Annotated in this window: 3 protein-coding genes; all 3 read right to left on the bottom strand. The window is 65.6% G+C overall.

All coding sequences use genetic code 11. The features are described 5' to 3' along the window. Nucleotides 1-775, bottom strand: a 775-nt coding sequence (locus EOA24_RS34165) for a threonine/serine dehydratase (RefSeq protein ID WP_133374761.1), incomplete at its 3' end; no start/stop codon positions are given. 29 nt (nucleotides 776-804) lie between these two features. Then, nucleotides 805-2073 (bottom strand): diaminopimelate decarboxylase, encoded by a 1269-nt coding sequence (gene lysA / locus EOA24_RS34160; protein ID WP_126081033.1) that lies wholly within the window; start codon nucleotides 2071-2073, stop codon nucleotides 805-807. 53 nt (nucleotides 2074-2126) lie between these two features. Further along, complete coding sequence (locus tag EOA24_RS34155) at nucleotides 2127-2333, bottom strand: lipoprotein (RefSeq protein ID WP_126081034.1); 207 nt, start codon at nucleotides 2331-2333, stop codon at nucleotides 2127-2129. Nucleotides 2334-2507 lie beyond the last annotated feature (174 nt).

Raw genomic sequence — 2507 nt, 5'->3', positions numbered from 1 at the left:
CGTCGTCGCTGACCAGGATAGAGCGCTCGACGAAGGCTTCGGCGATCGGAAACATCATCTCGCCGACGCGCTTCGGGGCCAGCGAGTCGGCGGCAATGCCTTCGGCCGGGGCGTCGACCGGCTCTCCGGCCTCCAAAGCGCGATAAAGCGTCGGAGCGCCCTCGGGCTCGATGGCGACGATGCGGATGCGACCCGCGAACCAGGCGGCTATGCCGCCGATCAGGCCGCCGCCGCCAACGGCAACCAGCAGCGTGTCGATCTCGGGCAGATCGGCCTCGATCTCCAGGCCGAGCGTGCCCTGGCCGAGCAGCGTTTCCTCCTGGTTGAAGGCGTGGATCTGCAGGGCGCCGGTCCGCGCCGCGAAGTCCTCGCTGGCGGCCAGCGCCTCGGCATAGCGGGCCCCGCCGACGACCAGATCCGCGCCGTAGCTACGGATGCGCGCGAGCTTGGCCGGGGGACTGACCTCGGGCACGAAGATCGTGGCCTTGTGCCCAAGCTTCATGGCGGCGTAGGCGACGGCCGCACCGTGGTTGCCGCCGGACGCGGCCACCACGCCGGCCTCGGGCACCTGGCGTTCGAGCAGGTTGGTGAAGGCGCCGCGCGCCTTGAAGGAACCGGAATGCTGTAGGCTTTCGAGCTTCAGGTCGACCGGAAAGGCGGGACGGCCGAAATCCGCCATGTCGACGCGTATGACCGGGGTATGGCGGATATAGGGGCGGATGCGCGGCTCCACGGCGGCGATGCGCTCGCGCGTGATCGTCTTTTTCTCCAGCATGGCTTGCTCCTTAAGGCGTCACCGCTCGGCTACTTCAGCCAGTCGGGAACGGAATCCAGCCCGATCAGGTCCTCATAGGTCTGGCGGGGGCGCACGACATGGAAGCGGTCGCCGTCGACCAGAACCTCCGGCACAAGAAGCCTGGTGTTGTAGGTGCCGGCCTGCACCGCGCCATAAGCGCCGGCGGTCGAAACAGCGATCAGGTCGCCGGCCTTCAGCCTAGGCAGGTCGCGGTCGTGGCCGAGGAAGTCGCCGGTCTCGCAGACCGGGCCGACGACGTCGACCTTCATGCGGGGTGTGGAGGCGGGCGGCTGCACCACCGGCCGGATGTCGTGGAAAGCGTCATAGAGCGTCGGCCGGATCAGGTCGTTCATGGCGGCGTCGACGATAAGGAAATTCCTGGCGTCGCCTTCCTTCACATAGATGACCTCGGACACCAGGATGCCGGCATTGCCGACGATCAGGCGCCCGGGCTCGAACATCACCTTGAGACCGAGCCTGGTGACATGCTTCCTGACGATCTCGGCATAGGCGTCGGGCAGCGGCGGCGGGCTGTTGTCGACGCGGTAGGGGATGCCGAGGCCGCCGCCGAGATCGACATGCTCGATCGCATGTCCGTCGGCGCGCAGCGCGCCGACCAGCTCGACCAGCAGCGCGAAGGCGTCGTCGAAGGGCTGCAATTCGGTGATCTGGCTGCCGATATGGGTGTCGATGCCGGTCACCTTGATGCCGGGCAATTCGGCCGCGCGGGCATAGACCTGCCGCACGCGCTGCCACGGGATGCCGAACTTGTTCTCGGCCTTGCCGGTCGAGATCTTCTTGTGTGTCCTGGCATCGACATCCGGATTGATGCGCAGCGAGATGGGCGCCACCTTGCCGAGCGCCACGGCGCGCGCCGACAGCAGTTCGAGTTCAGGCTCGGATTCGACATTGAAGCAAAGAATGCCGGCGGAGAGCGCGAAATCCATCTCGCGCGCGGTCTTGCCGACGCCGGAAAACAGGATCTTGCTGGCCGGGATGCCGGCGGCCAGGGCACGGCGCAATTCGCCTTCCGAGACCACGTCGGCGCCAGCACCTTGCCTGGCCAGCGTCCTCAGCACGGCCTGGTTGGAGTTCGCCTTCATGGCGTAGCAGACCAGCGCGTCGAGGCCGGCGAAGGCTTCTCTGAAAACGCGGAAATGCCGGGTCAGCGTCGCCGTCGAATAGCAGTAGAAAGGCGTGCCGACCTCGGCTGCTATATCGGGGATGGCGACGTCCTCGGCATGGAGCACGCCGTCGCGGTAGTCGAAATGGTTCACGAGGGTTGGTCCCGAAAGTTGGAGCGTGGTGAGATCGAGCGATCCCGTCGGCTCTAGAGCAGTGGATCGAGGATGAACTTCCTGTCCTTGACCGGTTTCTCCGGCTCGGGCGGGAGGGGCTGCTTGGCTTTTTCCGCATCCTTGCGCGCCTGCTCCGCCGCCTCATAGGGCGTGTCGAGGCCGGTCTTCCTGCCGCAGGCCGTGACGGTGACAACCGCCGCCAGCAGCGCTAGCGTCACCAAAATCCTGCTACGGGTCATCGATCCATCCGTTTGAAATTGTTTCCTGTGCCGCCGCTTTTAGCCGAGTTTTCGGCACTTTGCATCCGGGCAATTGTTTTGATGCATATCGTGCCCAGAACCGCTGCACACGTCCGGGCGACATGCATTTGTTTTGATGCATGTCGCCCGGACGTGTGCAGCGGTTCTGGGCAC

The organism is Mesorhizobium sp. M2A.F.Ca.ET.039.01.1.1, assembly GCF_003998035.1.
Lineage (GTDB): Bacteria > Pseudomonadota > Alphaproteobacteria > Rhizobiales > Rhizobiaceae > Mesorhizobium.
Note: the sequence above shows the minus strand (reverse complement) of the source record. Positions and strands in the feature narration are given on the sequence as shown.

Excerpts from the sequence above, each read along its gene's own strand:
- EOA24_RS34155 (WP_126081034.1), bottom strand. The coding sequence starts at position 2,333 with ATGACCCGTAGCAGGATTTTGGTGACGCTAGCGCTGCTGGCGGCGGTT.